The sequence below is a fragment of the Streptomyces sp. NPDC025806 genome, assembly GCF_055558275.1.
In genome coordinates, this window is sequence record NZ_JBVHMU010000009.1 from 102,786 (window position 1) to 118,178 (window position 15,393).

General features: G+C 72.8%; 15 protein-coding genes. 5 read left to right on the forward strand and 10 right to left on the reverse strand.

The genetic code is table 11. The features are described 5' to 3' along the window. Window positions 1-29: 29 nt before the first annotated feature. A complete protein-coding gene (locus ACZ4E1_RS21705; RefSeq protein ID WP_467541502.1) occupies window positions 30-1,145 on the forward strand; it encodes an LCP family protein in 1,116 nt (371 codons plus the stop codon). A 30-nt stretch (window positions 1,146-1,175) separates the two neighbouring features. Here ACZ4E1_RS21705 and ACZ4E1_RS21710 read toward each other — a convergent pair whose 3' ends face one another. The 5 genes from ACZ4E1_RS21710 to ACZ4E1_RS21730 form a co-directional block, all read right to left on the reverse strand. Next, entirely contained in the window at window positions 1,176-2,915 is a 1,740-nt protein-coding gene (locus ACZ4E1_RS21710) for a serine/threonine-protein kinase (protein WP_467541504.1), read from the reverse strand. Window positions 2,916-3,003: 88 nt separating this feature from the next. Then, window positions 3,004-4,992 (reverse strand): APC family permease, encoded by a 1,989-nt coding sequence (locus tag ACZ4E1_RS21715; protein ID WP_467541507.1) that lies wholly within the window; start codon window positions 4,990-4,992, stop codon window positions 3,004-3,006. A gap of 33 nt (window positions 4,993-5,025) precedes the next feature. Next, entirely contained in the window at window positions 5,026-6,657 is a 1,632-nt protein-coding gene (locus ACZ4E1_RS21720) for an aldehyde dehydrogenase (NADP(+)) (RefSeq protein WP_467541509.1), read from the reverse strand. A gap of 52 nt (window positions 6,658-6,709) precedes the next feature. After that, entirely contained in the window at window positions 6,710-7,636 is a 927-nt protein-coding gene (gene kdgD / locus ACZ4E1_RS21725) for a 5-dehydro-4-deoxyglucarate dehydratase (RefSeq protein WP_467541511.1), read from the reverse strand. A gap of 56 nt (window positions 7,637-7,692) precedes the next feature. Further along, on the reverse strand, window positions 7,693-8,874 hold the full coding sequence (locus ACZ4E1_RS21730) for an L-talarate/galactarate dehydratase (RefSeq protein ID WP_467541514.1): 1,182 nt from the start codon (window positions 8,872-8,874) through the stop codon (window positions 7,693-7,695). A 211-nt stretch (window positions 8,875-9,085) separates the two neighbouring features. Here ACZ4E1_RS21730 and ACZ4E1_RS21735 point away from each other — a divergent pair, with 211 nt between their 5' ends. Together ACZ4E1_RS21735 and ACZ4E1_RS21740 are read left to right on the forward strand one after the other, a co-directional pair. Further along, the gene (locus tag ACZ4E1_RS21735) at window positions 9,086-9,964 is read left to right on the forward strand and encodes a LysR substrate-binding domain-containing protein (protein WP_467541516.1); all 879 of its coding nucleotides are present in this window, start codon (window positions 9,086-9,088) and stop codon (window positions 9,962-9,964) included. Window positions 9,965-9,988: 24 nt separating this feature from the next. Continuing rightward, a complete protein-coding gene (locus tag ACZ4E1_RS21740; protein ID WP_467541518.1) occupies window positions 9,989-10,852 on the forward strand; it encodes a hypothetical protein in 864 nt (287 codons plus the stop codon). Here the strand turns inward: ACZ4E1_RS21740 and ACZ4E1_RS21745 are convergent. From ACZ4E1_RS21745 to ACZ4E1_RS21765, 5 genes are all read right to left on the reverse strand, one after another. Next, a complete protein-coding gene (locus ACZ4E1_RS21745) occupies window positions 10,837-11,421 on the reverse strand; it encodes a S1 RNA-binding domain-containing protein (protein ID WP_467541520.1) in 585 nt (194 codons plus the stop codon). The two genes, ACZ4E1_RS21740 and ACZ4E1_RS21745, sit on opposite strands and share 16 nt — an antisense overlap. Before the next feature lie 45 nt (window positions 11,422-11,466). Continuing rightward, window positions 11,467-12,009, reverse strand: a complete 543-nt coding sequence (locus ACZ4E1_RS21750) for a type 1 glutamine amidotransferase domain-containing protein (RefSeq protein WP_467541522.1) — start codon at window positions 12,007-12,009, stop codon at window positions 11,467-11,469. 84 nt (window positions 12,010-12,093) lie between these two features. Further along, on the reverse strand, window positions 12,094-12,909 hold the full coding sequence (locus tag ACZ4E1_RS21755; protein ID WP_467541524.1) for an SAM-dependent methyltransferase: 816 nt from the start codon (window positions 12,907-12,909) through the stop codon (window positions 12,094-12,096). A 103-nt stretch (window positions 12,910-13,012) separates the two neighbouring features. Continuing rightward, window positions 13,013-13,264, reverse strand: coding sequence for a DUF397 domain-containing protein (locus ACZ4E1_RS21760; RefSeq protein WP_188335745.1), 252 nt, complete (start codon window positions 13,262-13,264; stop codon window positions 13,013-13,015). Further along, window positions 13,261-14,127 carry a helix-turn-helix domain-containing protein gene (locus ACZ4E1_RS21765; RefSeq protein ID WP_467541527.1) on the reverse strand — a complete coding sequence of 289 codons (867 nt, stop codon included), beginning with the start codon at window positions 14,125-14,127 and terminating at the stop codon, window positions 13,261-13,263. The genes ACZ4E1_RS21760 and ACZ4E1_RS21765 overlap by 4 nt, the downstream gene beginning before the upstream one ends. Before the next feature lie 316 nt (window positions 14,128-14,443). Between ACZ4E1_RS21765 and ACZ4E1_RS21770 the strand changes: the two genes are divergently transcribed. Next, window positions 14,444-14,896, forward strand: coding sequence for an ATP-binding protein (locus ACZ4E1_RS21770; RefSeq protein WP_467541529.1), 453 nt, complete (start codon window positions 14,444-14,446; stop codon window positions 14,894-14,896). Window positions 14,897-14,996: 100 nt separating this feature from the next. Further along, window positions 14,997-15,380, forward strand: coding sequence for a recombinase family protein (locus ACZ4E1_RS21775; RefSeq protein WP_467541532.1), 384 nt, complete (start codon window positions 14,997-14,999; stop codon window positions 15,378-15,380). Window positions 15,381-15,393 lie beyond the last annotated feature (13 nt).

A 15,393-nucleotide genomic window follows, 5' to 3' on the forward strand; every position in this document is an offset into this window, starting at 1 on the left:
CCGCCCGACAGGGCGGCGAGGAGCACCACATGCACGGCAGCAGCGCAGACCATCCCCACCCGGCCCCCGAGTACGGGCCCCCGAGCACCGGGGGCTCCCGGCACCGGCGGCGCAGGAGGCCCCTGCGCTGGGTGGCGTGGGGCGCCGCCGCCGTCGTCGTGGCCGGCGGCACCGGCGTCGCCTACGCCTGGCAGCACCTCGACGGCAACATCAAGGGCACCGACGTGAACGCCGCCCTGGGCACGGACCGCCCGGACGCACGGCACGACGGCGCCATGAACATCCTGCTGCTCGGCTCCGACTCCCGGGCCGGCACGCACGGCCACTACGGCACCGGCATCGCCGGCGCCCGCGCCGACACGGCGATGGTCCTGCACGTCGACAAGAGCCACAAGAAGGCCTCCGTCGTCAGCATCCCGCGCGACACCCTCGTCGACCGGCCCGAGTGCCGGACCACCGACGGCGGCAGCGCCCCGGCCGCCCACGCCACCATGTTCAACTCGTCGTACCAGGTCGGCGGCCCGGCGTGCACCGTCAAGACGGTCGAGCACCTGTCGGGCGTCCGCATGGACCACTACCTCGAAGTCGACTTCAAGGGCTTCCAGAAGCTCATCGACGAACTCGGCGGCGTGGACGTCAACACCCGCAAGGCCATCGACGACCCGTACAGCGGCCTCACCCTGAACGCGGGCAAGCACCGCCTCAAGGGCGAGCAGGCCCTCGAACTGGTCCGCACCCGGCACGGCGTCGGCGACGGCAGCGACCTCGGCCGTATCCAGCTCCAGCAGGCCTTCGTCAAGGCGCTCATCCAGCGCGCCGACACCCTCGACCCGCTCAGCCACCCCGCCAAGTCGTACGCCCTGATGGACACGGCGACCAAGTCCCTGAGCGCCGACTCCGAACTGGCCTCCGCGAAGAAGCTCCTCGGCCTCGCCCAGGAACTCAAGGGCATCAGCCCCGAGCGCACCCACATGCTCACGCTGCCCGTCACCTACGACGCGCAGGACGCGGGCCGCGTGCTGCCGCTGCGCAAGGCCGACGAGCGGGTGTGGAACGCGCTGCGCCACGACCGCCCCGTCCCCGCGTCCGCGACCCGCGACTCGGTCGGCGACCGCGGCGACACCCCGATGTCCTCCGAGGCATAGTCACCGGCGGGCAGAGGGCGCGGCAGGAGTTCAGCAGACCGGCAGGCCCGGCACCGGCTGGTCGTTCTCACCGCCCTTGAGGTACACGGCGCTCACGAACACGTTTGCGTTGCCCGAGTCGTCGTCGGTCTTCGCCCACCACACGTTCGTCCACTCCCCGTACGTCTCCCGGTAGGGCAGCTTCGCCTGGCAGTAGAAGTAGTTGGTGCCCGAGTTCAGGGTCCCGACCGCCCGGTGACCGGCGTCGTAGGACGTGGCGGAGCGCCACACCTCGCAGTTCACCTTGCCGCCGCCGGCGCCGCCGCAGGACGGACCGGGCGCACCACCACCGGAACCGCCGCCCGAACCACCGCCGGATCCGCTGTCGCCGGAGGGGGCGCCGCCCGATTCCTTCCCGTCTCCCGGCGCGGACGCCGTGGGCGAACCGCTCCGGGAGGCGGCCGGACCGGAGGTGCCGGGGGAGGGCGCCTCGCTCGCGCCGGCCTTGCCGTCGCCCTTCTGCCGGCCGCCCTTCTTGCCGTCCTGGCCGCCGCCCCCCTTGCCGTCCTCCGGGAACTTCGCGGAACCGGACTCGTCGCCGCTCGCGGTGTGCCGCGCGCCCGGGTGCGCCGAGTCCGCCGCCTCCGCGCCGCGCCCGCCGCCGTCACCGTCGTCCCGGCTGGTGACGAGGTACGTCGCACCGGCCCCGGCGAGCAGCACCGCCGCGACGGCTCCGGCCACGGCGGCCCTGCGCCGCCCTCCGGCCTTCCGCCGCTCGGTGTCGACCTCGGAGCCGGGCGGCGGGGCAGGGGTGTGGGCGGGCGTCGACGGCGCGGTCTCCGGTCCCTGCGGCGGACCGAACTGCCCCACGGGCGTGGGCGCGACCGGCGCCGCGCGGCCCAGTCGCACCGTGTCCGGTGACCCCGGCGGCAGCGGCTGCCCCGCGGCGACGGCGTGCAGCAACTGGGCGGCCCGGACCGCGTCGGCGCGCAGCACCGGATCCTTCTCGAGCAGCTCGGCGAGCGCGGGCGTCAGGAGCGCCCCGGCCCGTCGCGGCGGCGGCAGCGGGTCCGACACGATCGCCGTTATCGTCGACCAGGTCGAGGTCCGCCGGAACGGGGACACTCCTTCGACGGCCGCGTACAGCGTCGCGCCCAGCGCCCACACGTCCGCTTCCGGTCCCGGCTCACCGCCCCGCGCCCGCTCGGGCGCCAGATAGTCGAGCGAGCCGATCACCTCACCGCTGCGGGTGAGCCGCGTCGCGGCGCCGTCGTCGGGCTCGTCCATGGCCGCGATGCCGAAGTCGGTGAGGACGACCCGGCCGGTGTGCTCCAGCAGGATGTTGCCCGGCTTCACGTCCCGGTGCAGGACGCCCACGGCGTGCGCCGCCGCCAGCGCGTCCATCACCCGGGCGCCGATCCCGGCCGCCTCGGCCGGCTCCAACGCGCCGCGCTCGCGCAGCAGTCCGTCGAGCGAGGGCCCGTCGACCAGCTCCATCACGATGACCGGCCGGCCCTCGTGCTCGGTCACGTCGTACACGGAGACCACACCGGGGTGGCGCACCCGCGCGGCGGCCCGCGCCTCCCGCTGCATCCGCAGCCGCTGCTCGGCCAGGTCCTGCGCGTCCGCGTCGCTGAACGACCTGAGTTCCTTGACGGCGACCTCGCGGCGCAGCGTCTCGTCGACCGCGCGCCACACCGTGCCCATGCCGCCCCGGCCGAGCCGCCCGACGATCCGATACCGGCCGGCGACCAGCCGCCCGTCGCCCGCCTCCCCCGTGTACTCGCTCATACCCCGCCACAGTCTCCGAAGGTGTGCCGGGTGGCAGCCTAGCGACCGTCGGTGACAGCCGTTCGCCCTCCCGGTGAGCGAACCGTGCTCATGGCTCACCCCGGCGGGACGCCCCGGGGGCGCGGGCGGCCGGACGGTCGGCGTGCGCGGAGGAGGTGAGCTGCCAGGGGACGCTCACCACCATCACGCCCGGCGTGAACAGCAGCCGGCTCTTGAGCCACAGCGCCGTCTGGTTGTGCAGCAGGTTCTCCCACCAGTGACCCACGACGTACTCGGGGATGAACACCGCGAGCACGTCCCGGGGCCCCGCGCGCCGCACGGACCGTACGTACTCGACGACCGGCCGGGTGATCTCGCGGTACGGGGACTGCAGCACCTTCAGCGGCACGTCGATCTCGAACTCCGCCCACTGCCGTTCGAGCTGTTCCAGGCTCGCCGGGTCGACGGCTACGGTCAGTGCCTCCAGCTCGGCGGGGTGGAACGAGCGGGCGTACGCCAGCGCCCGCAGGGTCGGCTTGCGGACCGTGGAGACGAGCACGATCGCCAGGACGCGGGACGGCAGCCGGCGCTCGGTCTCCGGGTCCGCGACCGCGAGTTCGGCGGCGAAACGGTCGTAGTGCCGCCGGATCGACCGCATCAGCTGCCACAGCAGCGCCGCGACGAGGACCGCGAGCCACGCGCCCTCGGTGAACTTCGTGGCGAGCACGATCGCCAGGACCAGGCCGGTGACGAGGGCGCCGGTGGCGTTGACCGCGCGCGACACCTGGTGGCGGCGGCGTCGCGCGGGCGCGATGCCGGCGCGCAGTTCCCGGTTCCAGTGCCGGACCATGCCGGCCTGGGAGAGCGTGAAGGAGGTGAACACGCCGAGGATGTAGAGGTGGATCAGGCTGGTCACGTTCGCGTCGTAGCCCCACAGGAGCAGACACGTGACCAGGGCGAGCGCCAGGATGCCGTTGGAGTACGCGAGCCGGTCGCCGCGTTTGTGCAACTGGCGCGGCAGATAGCTGTTCCGGGCCAGGATCGAGCACAGCAGCGGGAAGCCGTTGAACGCGGTGTTCGCGGCGAGGACGAGGACCAGCGCCGTCGCCGCCTGGATGTAGTAGAAGCCGACGCTGTCGGGGCCGCCGAAGACGGCCGCCGCGAGCTGGGCGATGACGGTGCGCTGGCTGTGACCGTGGCAGTCGCCGGCGAGCCCGGTCAGCCGGCAGGGGTCCTGCGCCACGTGCACGTCGGCGACGAGCGCGAGGGCGGTCACCCCGGCGAACATGACGACGGCGAGCGTGCCCATCACCGTCAGGGTCGTCGCCGCGTTCCGCGCCTTGGGCCGGCGGAAGGCCGGCACGCCGTTGGAGATGGCCTCGACACCGGTCAGGGCCGTGCACCCGCTGGAGAAGGCGCGCAGGACGAGCATGGTGAGCGCCAGACCGGCCAGCTGCGTGGTGCCCTCCTTGGGCGCCACGCCGTACGCGGCGCTCTCCGCCACCGGGGCGTCCCCGAGCAGATACCGCAGCAGCCCCGTACCGACCATGATCAGCACGCCGCCGATGAACAGGTACGTGGGAGCCGCGAACAGGCGCCCCGACTCCCGGACACCCCGCAGGTTCATCGCCGTGAGCAGCGCGACGAAGCCGACGGCCAGCAGCACCCGGTGCGCGGCGAGCGACGGCAGCGCCGAGATGATGTTGTCGACCCCGGACGCCACCGACACCGCCACCGTCATCACGTAGTCGACGAGCAGCGACGCGGCCACCACGAGCCCGGCCCGCGGCCCGATGTTCGTCGACACGACCTCGTAGGAGCCGCCGCCGCTCGGGTACGCCTGGACCACCTGACGGTACGACAGGACCACGACCGCCATCAGCGCGACGACCGCGCCCGCGATCCACGGGGTGAAGTGCAGATACGCGAGGCCGCCGAGCGTGAGCACCAGCAGGATCTCCTGCGTGGCGTACGCCACCGAGGAGAGCGGGTCCGAGGCGAAGATCGGCAGCGCGATCCGCTTCGGCAGCAGAGTCTCCGTCAACTCCTCACTGCGCCGCGCCCGACCGATCACCAGCCGTTTGAGTACATCGGTCATCTTTGGCACAAAGCGAGCATAGGCCGCACGGGCTCACGGGCCAGGGAGCTCGATGTCCCCGTCGACGCGCCTCGGGATGCCGTACGGGTTGTCGTCGCGCAGAGCGGCGGGCAGCAGGTCGTGCGGCAGGTTCTGGTAGGCGACGGGCCGCAGGAAGCGTTCGAGGGCGCGGGAGCCGACGGACGTGGTGCGGGCATCGGTCGTGGCCGGGTAGGGGCCGCCGTGCACCATGGCGTGGCCGACCTCGACGCCGGTCGGCCAGCCACCGGCCAGAATCCGGCCGGCCTTGCGCTCCAGCAGCGGGAGCAGGGTGCGGGCGTCCTCCGTGTCGGAGGGCGCCATGTGCAGGGTCGCGGTGAGCTGGCCCTCCAGCCGGCGCAGGGTCTCGGTGAGTTCGGCCAGGTCCGCGCACCGCACGACGAGCGCGGCGGCGCCGAACATCTCGCGCTGCGCCTCGGGATCGGCGATCAGATCCTTCGCCGCGACGGTCATGAGGACGGCCTGCCCGGGGCTCGCGGAGTCGGGCAGCGCGCCGCGGGCGAGGACCTCGACGCCGGGGCGGGAGGCCACGGTGTCGGTCTCGGTCCGGTAGGCCCGGGCGATGCGCGGGGTGAGCATGGTGGCGCCCGCGTCGGCCGCGACGGCGCGGGCCGCCCCGTCGAGGAACGTGTCGAGGCCGGGGCTGTCCACGGCGAGCAGCAGCCCGGGGTTGGTGCAGAACTGTCCGGCGCCGAGCGTCAGCGACGCCACGAACTCCTCGGCGAGCGGCGCGGCCCGTTCGGCGAGCGCGCCCGGCAGGAGGACGACGGGGTTGACGCTGCTCATCTCGGCGTACACCGGGACGGGTTGCGGACGGGCGGCGGCCGTGCGGGCGAGCGCGAGACCGACGGCGCGCGAGCCGGTGAACGCCACGGCCTGGATGCGCGGGTCGGTGACCAGGTGTGTGCCGAGGGTCGGGCCGTCACCGACGAGCAGGGAGAAGACGCCGTCCGGCAGGCCGTGCGCGACGACGGCCGCGCGGACGGCCTGCGCGGCGAGTTCACTGGTACCGAGATGGGCGTCGTGGGCCTTGACGACGACCGGGCAGCCGGCGGCCAGGGCCGAGGCGGTGTCCCCGCCGAGCACGGAGAACGCGAGCGGGAAGTTGCTCGCGCCGAAGACCGCGACGGGGCCGAGCGGGATCTGCCGCTGACGGATGTCGGGGCGCGGCTGCGGGGTGCGGCCGGGCTGCGCCGGGTCGATGCGCGCGCCCAGCCAGCTCCCTTCCGTGAGGACTCGGGCGAACATCCTCAACTGGCCTGCCGTGCGGGCCACTTCACCGGTCAGCCGGGCCACCGGGAGCCCCGTCTCCTGGTGGGCGCGGGCGACGAGGGCGTCACCGAGCGCGGTCAGGTGGTCGGCGACCGACTCCAGGAAGCGGGCCCGGTCCCCGGGGCCCATGGCGCGGTACACGTCGAAGGCGTCCTCCGCGGCCGCGCAGGCCGCGGCGACGTCGTCCTGGGTGCCACCCGGGTAGGCGGGTTCGAGCGGCGCGCCGGTACGGGCGTCGTGCGGGCGGGCCTCGGGACCCGTACCGGTGACGCGCCGGCCGCCGATGAACATCGCGCCGGTCAGCTCGGCGGCCGGCGGGGGAACGGGCTGAGAGGTCGGGGGCGCGGGGTTCATGGGATTCCTCGGCGGTGGGGAGCGGTGGGCTACGGCGGGGGCGGGGCCGGGGTCAGGCCGCGGCGGGGCGGACCCGGGCGATCAGGGCCGTCAGCTCGTCGAGCTCCTGCGGGGTCAGGTCGGTGAGCGGGGCGCGGACCGGGCCCGCCGGGTGACCCGTGGCGGTCATGCCGGCCTTGACGATGCTGACCGCGTAGCCGGCCTGCCGGTTGCGGATCTCGGTGTAGGGCAGCACGAACTCGGCCAGCATGCGGGTGACGTCGGCCTGCCGCAGTTCGCGTACGGCCGTGTAGAAGTCGAGGGCGAACTCCGGCAGGAAATTGAAGATCGCCGACGAGTACGTGGTCACGCCGAGCTGGAGGTAGGGCAGCGCGTAGGTCTCGGCGGTGGGCAGGCCGCCGATGTAGGTGAGGCGGTCGCCGAGCCGGGCGTGGATGCGGGTGACGGTGTCGATGTCGCCGACGCCGTCCTTGTAGCCGATGAGGTTCGGGCAGCTGTCCGCGAGCCGGGCGACGGTCTCGGCCGCGTACACGGCGTTGGCGCGGCTGTAGACGATCACGCCGAGGGACGTGGCGCGGCAGACCGCCTCGACGTGCCGGGCCAGGCCCTCCTGTCCCGCCTCGGTGAGATAGGGCGGGAAGAGCAGGATGCCGTCGGCGCCGGCCCGCTCGGCGGCGACCGCCAACTCGACGGCGGTGGCCGTCCCGTAGCCGGCCGGGGCGAGGATCGGCGTCCCCTCGGGCGCGCTCTGCACGGCGGCCGTGACGACGCGGTCCACCTCGGCGGGCGTCAGCGAGAAGAACTCGCCGGTGCCGCCCGCCGCGAAGAGCCCCGCGGCGTCGTACTTGCCCAGGCGGTCGATGTTCTCGCGGTAGGCGCCCTCGTCGAAGGACAGATCGGCGGCGAAGTGCGTCACGGGGAACGACAGCAGTCCGGAGCCGATGCGACGGCCGAGTTCTGCCGGGGTGTAGCGCGTCATGGGGTGCTGCTCCTGGTGGTGGGGCGGGGGAGTGCGGGGCGTGAGGCCTGGGATGCTCAGGGCCGGTGTCCGGTCTCGTGCGTGGCGACCGTCCAGGCGCGGGCCCGGTCGCTGAGGGTGAAGCCGAGTCCGGGGCGGGACGAGACGTGCATGCGGCCGTCACGGATCTCCAGCCGCTCCTCGAACAGCGGCTCCAGCCAGTCGAAGTGCTCGACCCACGGCTCGATCGGGTAGGCGGCCGCGAGGTGGAGGTGGATCTCCATCGCGAAGTGCGGCGCGAGCTGCAGCTGGTGGTGCTCGGCGAGCGCGGCGAGCTTGAGGAACTGGGTGATGCCGCCGATGCGGGGCGCGTCGGGCTGGATGACGTCGGCGGCGTCGTGCCGGATCAGTTCCACGTGCTCGGCGACGCTCGCCAGCATCTCGCCGGTGGCGACCGGGGTGTCGAGGGAGGCGGCGAGCGCCGCGTGCCCCTTCGCGTCGTAGGCGTCGAGCGGCTCCTCGATCCACAAGAGGCCGAACTCCTCCAGAGCGCGGCCCATCCGCTGCGCCGTCGGACGGTCCCACTGCTGGTTGGCGTCGACCATGAGCGGCACGTCGTCGCCCACGTGCTCGCGCAGCGCGGTCAGCCGCGCGAGGTCGTACTTCCCGTCCGGGTGACCGACCTTGATCTTGATGCCGCCGATGCCGCTGGCGAGGGAGGCCGTGGCGTTGTCGAGGACCTGCTCGGTGGGCGTGTGCAGGAAGCCGCCGGAGGTGTTGTAGCAGCGCACCGAGTCGCGGTGGGCGCCCAGGAGCTTGGCGAGCGGCAGTCCGGCCCGCTTCGCCTTCAGGTCCCACAGGGCGACGTCGAACGCGGCGACCGCCTGCGTGGCCAGACCGCTGCGGCCGACCGAGGCGCCGGCCCAGACGAGCTTGGTCCAGATCCGGCCGATGTCGCTCGGGTCCTCGCCGATGAGCTGGTCGGCGATCTCCTTGGCGTGGGCGAACTGGCCGGGACCACCGGCCCGCTTGGAGTAGGTGAACCCGACGCCCTCATGGCCCTGTTCGGTCGCGATCTCGACGAACAGGAAGGCCACCTCGGTCATCGGCCGCTGCCGGCCGGTGAACACCTTCGCGTCGCTGATCGGCGTGGCCAGCGGCAGCGTGACCGAGGACAGACGCAGCCAGGCGACGCGGTCGAGCGTGGCCTCGCCCGCGGTGCGGAACGTGCCGGGTGTCGTGTTCGTCGTGGTCGCCACATCGTGTCCCTGGGTCGGCGGGAAGGGGGATCGGACCGGAGCGGGCGGGGACACCGCCGGGGCCGACACCTTCGACGCTAGGGCCCGCCATTGATTTACGTCCAACATAAGTTTTGGATGTCACGATCCAAGAACAGCATGACGGAATCAGTGGCTCCGCATGGCAGAGTCGTGGCCAAAGCCGCCGACAGGCCGACGAGGGAGCACGCGCTTGTTCACCCTGACCCAGCTGACGTGCTTCATGGCCGTGGCGGAAGAACTGCACTTCACCCGGGCCGCCGAGCGCCTGCGCATGACCCAGCCGCCGCTCAGCCGGCAGATCCAGCTCCTGGAGCACGAGCTCGGGGTGCGGCTTCTGGACCGGACGAACCGGACCGTGCGCCTCACCCCGGCCGGCCGGTCGTTCCTCGGCGAGGCCCGTCGCATCGTCCGCCAGGCCGAGCACGCCGCGCTCGCCGTGCGGCAGGTCTCCTCGGGCGAGACCGGGTCGATCGCCGTCGGATTCACCGCCGCCGGCGCCTACTCCGCCCTCGGTGAACTCCTCGCCACCTCGCGCCGCGCGCTGCCCGACGTCGAGATCCTGCTCCACGAGCTGGTCACCCGCGACCAGTTGGAGGCCCTCGGCGAGGGCTCCCTCGACCTCGGACTCATCCGGCCGTCCGCGATCGGCGCGGACCTGACCTCCCGTACCGCCGTCCGCGAAGGACTCGTCGCGGCGCTGCCCGTCGACCACCCGCTGGCGGCGGGCGACGGACCGCTCGAACTGGCCGCGTTCCAGGGCCAGGACTTCCTCATGTACTCGTCCGTCGAGGCCCGCTACTTCCACGAGCTGCTGCTCACCACGTTCCACGCGGCGGGCGTGCGCCCCGTCTTCGTCCAGTACCTGAGCCAGGTCCACAGCATGCTGGCCCTGGTCAACTCCGGCTGGGGCGTGGCGCTCGTCCCCGAGGCGGCCACGAGCATGCGGTACGCCGGGGTCGCCTACCGGCCGCTGGACCTGCCCGACGATCCCCGCCCGGTCGAGCTGGACCTCGTCTGGCGCAAGGACAACGACAACCCGGCGCTCGCCGCCCTGTTGCGCCTTCTCTGAGCGCGCGGCCTTACGATCGCGCACATGTCGATCACCTCACCCATACCGGTCCTCCACAACTCCGGTGGATCCGCGCTCCGTTACGAAGACGGCGCACTCGTCCTGCGCCACCCCCACGAGGAGGTCCGGATCCCGCTCCGGGCCGTCGCGCGGATCCGCGCCGAAGGGCGAGCGGTCGCCGTCGAACTCACCGCACCCACGGGCGCGGCGCCCGCCGTGCACCGCCTGGACGACGTCAGCGAGGCCGCCGCGACCCTCTTCGCCGACGCGGTCACCGCGATCCTGCCCGAGCGCGCGGCCGGAGCGGACCCCGTCGACGGCTCGGCGCTGGTCGTCGTGCGAGCCCTGGTCGAGACCCCCGACGAGGAACGAAGACGCAGAGGCAAGCGCAGGACGCGTGTCGGCATCGCCTCGGCCGGCTCCCTCTTCTTCGCCCTCGCGCTCGCCGTCGGCCTCCACGGTCAGCCGATCGTCGCGCTCCTGACCCTGCTCGTCGGGCCGGTCGGAGCGGCGAGCCTCGCCTACGCGTGGATGGGCGTGGAGGACCTCTATCTCCAGTGGTACCTGCCGCGCCGGGGCATCACGGTCCAGGCCCGGCGGGTCGGACAGTCACGCATCATGGGCGGCACGTTCCAGACGTACGTCTACACCGACCTGCACGGGGAGAGCCGGACCGCGCACCACCGCGGCGGCGGCGCCACCGTCGAGGTCGCCTACCACCCGGACAAGCCGCACATCGTACGGATCCCCGAGTCGGGCGGCCAGAAGGCCGGATCGGTGGCCGTGACCGTGTTCCTGATCCTCTTCGGCCTCTTCGTCGAACTCGCGACCGTCTATCTGCTCTACGCGGCCTTCGTGGACGGATACCCGGGCTACGGCCCGTCCTGACCGTCCTCGGTGACGGCCTTCAGGGACAGCGAGACCTGCCCGGTGCGCTGCTCGGCGACGATCACCTCGGCCGTGATCCGCAGACCGGCTTCGACGACCTCGGAGGGGTGGGAGACCGGCGACCAGGACAGCTCCGGTATCCGGATCAAGCCCGTGCACCGGCCTTCGGGCTCACCGTCGACCTGGACGAACGCCCCGAAGGGCCGCACGCTCGCCACCGTCCCCGTGACTCTCTGTCCGGGCTCCAGCCCGGCCAGGAAGGCCCGCAGGGCCGGAATCTCACAGGCCCGGGCCGACAGCAGAAGCACCCCGTCCCGCTCCCGAACCCCGAACTCCTCGGCCTCGACCCGCTGACCGGCCTCGAAGATCTCCCGCGCGCTCCCGCCCGGCCGCATCGAGACCTCACCCGCGGGAATCCGCCCCGGCACCCCGTCCTCGCCCACCCGTACGATCACGTCCCCGCCGTCGAACCCGACGACCTCGACCACGCGTACGGGCCCCGGCCGCTGCCGGCCGGCGAGCTCGGCCCGCAGCCGGGCACAGGGATCGGGGGTGTCCGGGGTGTCCATCCCCCGACGCTAACGCGGCGGGGCCCGCCAGGCGGGGGCGGGCCGTCAGACGGGCTCGCGGCTGAAGGCGTTCACCAAGGCCTCGTCGAAGGCCGGGAGGTCGTCCGGTTTGCGGCTGGTGATCAGCAGGTTGGGGCCGTGGTCGCAGAGACGGACCTCCTCGTCGACCCAGGTGCCACCCGCGTTACGGATGTCCGTCCGCAGGCTCGGCCACGACGTGAGCACCCGGCCGGAGACGACGTCCGCCTCGACGAGCGTCCACGGAGCGTGACAGATGGCGGCGACCGGAAGGCCCAGGCCGAAGAAGTCCCGTACGAAGGAGACCGCGCCGGCGTCCATGCGCAGGGCGTCGGGGTTGGCCACGCCGCCCGGCAGGACCAGGCCGTCGAACGAGGCGGCGCTCGTGTCGGCGACGACCTCGTCCACGGGGAAGGTGTCCGCCTTGTCGAGGTGGTCGAAGGCCTGGATCCGCCCGGGCTTCGTGGAGACCAGGACCGGAGTGCCGCCACTGTCGGAGACAGCCTTCCACGGCTCGGTGAGTTCGACCTGCTCCACGCCCTCGGGCGCTGTCAGAAACGCGATACGCATCGTCCCCCTCTCCTTCGCTCGGCGTCGACGGGCCCCGGGTACCCGGCGGTGCCCCGGCGACACCGAGCGATGAAAGGCCGGGGCTCAGCGCTTGATGCCGACGCCCGCCCACAGGCTGATCTGGGCGTCCGTGGGCTCCGTGCCGTCGGCGGGCGCGGCGGGACGCCAGCGGTGGCAGCAGACGATGCCCGGCTCGACGAGGTCGAGCCCGTCGAAGAAGCGCAGCACGTCGTCGTGCTTGCGGAACTGCACGGGCGACCCCGACTTCGTGTAGACCTCCGCCACCTTGTTCCACGTCTCGGGGTCGAAGTCGGGCGTGCAGTGGTTCATGGCCAGCGCGCTGCCCGCCGGGAGCGGGTCGAGCAGCCGGCGCACGATGGCGTACGGGTCGTGCGGGTCGGTGATGAAGTGCATCAGCGCGTTGAGCGACAGGGCGATGGGCTGGTCGAAGTCCAGCACCTCCGCGTCCTGCACGGCGTTCAGCAGCGCGTCCGGGTCCCGGACATCGGCCTCGACGTACGCCGTACGCCCCTGCGTCGTGCTGCGCATGAGGCGCTCGGCGTACTTGAGGACCAGCGGGTCGTTGTCCGCGTACACGACACGGGCCTCGGGCACGACGGACTGGGCCACCTGGTGCAGGTTGGGCTCCGTGGGGATGCCGGTGCCGACGTCCAGCCACTGCCGGATGCCGTGCTCCTGGGCCAGGACCTTCGTGGCCCGGTGCATGAACGCCCGGTTCTCCCGTGCCGTCACGTACAGACCCGGATGAGCCTGCGCGGCGACGAGGGCCGCCTCCTTGTCGATCTCGAAGTGGTCCTTGCCACCGAGGAAGTAGTCGTACATCCGGGCCGAGTGCGCCTTGCTGGTGTCGAGATCCCGGCCGGCCTGCCTGGTGCTCATGTGCTCCCCTTCACGCGTTTCTTTGTCGGCATGTCCGCCGGCTGTCTGTCGGCCCGTGGGCCAGGGGGCGTGACCCGTGCCGACGCCCCGCGAACCCGCCGGTTCACCCGGCGGTCAGGTGATCGGCCAGACCCTCCTTCACCCCGCGCACGAACGCGGCGATCTCCTCCGGCGCGTAGATCAGCGCGGGCCCGGCGGGGTCGGTCGACTGCCGTACGGCCACCCGGCCGTCGGCGAGCAGCTTCGTCTCGACGCACTGACCGCCGTTCGGCCCGCTCCAGGGGCGCTCCCAGCCCTGCTCCCCGAGGTCACGGGCCGGCATCCCGTTGTAGACGCCCTCGTCGGTGATCGTCATGAGTACTCCTTGCGCATGCGGTTCAGGAGCGCCTTGCTGTCCTCCGACGACGTCATCAGCGCCATGCGGGAGTGCGCCTCGAGATGGGCGACGACGTCGACGCGCTGGTCCAGGTACACGGACGCGGACAGCAGCTCGCTGTAGACGATGTCGGGCAGCTCGGGTTCCTCGAACCGGAAATACGTGAACGGGGCACACGCCCCGACATGGGCGCCCGCGGCGAAGGGCACGATGTCGAGGCTGATGTGCGCGAGCTCGGACGCCTCCAGGAGCCAGTCGATCTGCTCGCGCATCACTTCCGGTCCGCCCACCACCCGGTGCAGGACCGCTTCCTCCATGACGACCCACAGCGTGGGCGCGTCGGGCTTCTCCAGCAGACTCTGGCGGCGCAGCCGCAGCTCCACGCGCCGGTCGAGGTCCTCCTCGCTGCCGTTCGGCAGCCCGCCGCGCAGCACCGCGCGCGCGTAGTCGGCGGTCTGCAACAGGCCGGTGACGTACTGGGGTTCGTAGGTGCGCAGGGTCTTGGCGCCGGTCTCCAGGCTGACGTAGGCGGTGAACCAGCTGGGGACGGCGTCGCGGTAGGAGTGCCACCAGCCCGGCTCGTTGGCCTGCTCGGCCAGGTCGACGAACTCATCGATCTCCTGGCGGCCCGCGCCGTACGTCTCCAGGAGCTTCTCCACGTAGAGAGGCTTGAGCGCGACCTCGGCCTTCTCCAACCGACGGATCGTCAGGGACTTCACGCGCAGAGCCCTGGCCGCGTCGTCCAGCGAGGCGCCGGCGGCCAGCCGCATGTCCTGCAGCCTGCGGCCGAGGATCATGCGCAGAACCGTCGGCGCGCTGGTGGCGGACCGGGCTTCACTCACGCCCAACCTCCTGAAGGATCATCAACATCGCCATTCTGGCAGTGACTTGAAGACGACGCCAGGGTGATACTCGCGCTGCTGAAATTATCAGGGAGTCGGTTGCAGCCTGAACGTGATCACGCGCATAGTGGCCATGTGAGCGGTCGAGTCACAGCTTCGACGCGGCATCCGGCCCCGAGGGGCCGCCCGATGCCCATGCCGTCGTCGGCGCCCCGGCGCAGGGGGCCCGGCCCGGCACTCACCGTGCACCGCGCGTGCCGCGGCCCGCGTCCCCACACCGCGCCCGCCCCTCGGACGGCACTGGAAGGCGACATCCGTGCATCTCCCCACACCCTCGGCCCCGGCCCCCGCCTTAGCGACGACCAGACAGCCCCGGGAGTACTGGTTCGGCCTGCCCGCCCTGCGCACCAGCGCGCGATCGGCCCGCGACACCGTGCGCGACCGGCTCCGTGCCTGGGAGGTGCCCGGCGACACGTGCTGCGACGCGGTGCTCCTGGTCTCCGAACTGACGACGAACGCGGTGCTGCACACCGACGGCGGCCGGGTCCTGTGCGGCCTCACCCTGACCGGCGACGAGCGGCGCCTGCGCATCGAACTGCACGACGAGGGCCCCGTACCGGTCCGCCCGACCGCGCACCGCGCGGGACCCGGCGAGGAGAACGGGCGGGGACTGTTCCTCGTCCAGCAACTCGCCGACCGCTGGGGCTCGGCGCGCTCGACGCGGGCCGAGGGCAAGGTCGTCTGGGCGGAGTTGACGGCCCACCCCTGACAGCGCGGCCGGCGCCGGCCGGCGTCACCGCACGGCCCTGCCGCGTTCCCTTCGCGCGGCGGGGCGCCCCCTCCCTCCGACCGATCGGCAGAAGGCGCCCATGACCCCCCACAGCGACACCGCTTCCTCACCTGTCGTGCTGTACGTGTGCGCCGACCGGACCCCCGGCCTGCCGGGACCGGCCACGCAGTGCGCGCGGACCGAAGGCCACGCGTTCGCCCGGGAGCGCGGCATGACGATCGCGGAGGTCGTCACCGACACGTACGGCGAGCCCGATCCGGCCCGGCGCATCGGCTGGCGCCGGGTGAAGCAGCTGGTGCAGACGGGCGACGTCACCGCGGTCCTCGTCCGCTGGCCCAGCGCCATCGCGCCGGAGTCCGCGCACGAACTCCGGCACCGGGAGACGGACTGGCTCCGCGAGCACGGCGTCCGCGTCCGCTACACGTGGGGGCCCCTGACGGCGAGGACGGGCGAGGCCCGCTGACGCAGGCCCCGTC